Below are 394 nucleotides of genomic sequence, written 5' to 3' on the forward strand. Positions count from 1 at the left end.
TATAGTGTATCAGCGACCTTAAATACCTGTACCTCCCAATCAGCTGCAATAGATGTTGCGATCAATCCAATGCCTGTAGTGCCCACTATTGCGATGACAACTGTCTGCGAAGGTTCAGACCAACTTCTGACAGCAACAAGTACAACAGCCGGTGTAACCTATAACTGGTCAGGACCAACACCGCTGGTCGTAAATAATAATGAGGCCACAATTAAAGCAGCAACAGTAGCATCAAATGGCAGCTACAGTGTATCAGCAACATTAAATACCTGTACATCCCAATCTGCCGCAGTAGATGTTGCGATCAATCCAATGCCTGTTGTGCCCACTATTGCAATGACACCTGTATGTGAAGGTTCAGATCAACTACTAACCGCAACAAGTTCAACAGCCG

Annotated in this window: 1 protein-coding gene; it reads left to right on the forward strand. The window is 45.2% G+C overall.

Annotated elements, in window-relative coordinates; genetic code table 11:
* Window positions 1–394 (forward strand): Ig-like domain-containing protein (locus QTN47_RS28020; protein WP_369332764.1); only part of this gene is annotated, 394 nt, incomplete at both ends.

Source organism: Danxiaibacter flavus (assembly GCF_041060425.1).
GTDB classification, from domain to species: domain Bacteria; phylum Bacteroidota; class Bacteroidia; order Chitinophagales; family Chitinophagaceae; genus Danxiaibacter; species Danxiaibacter flavus.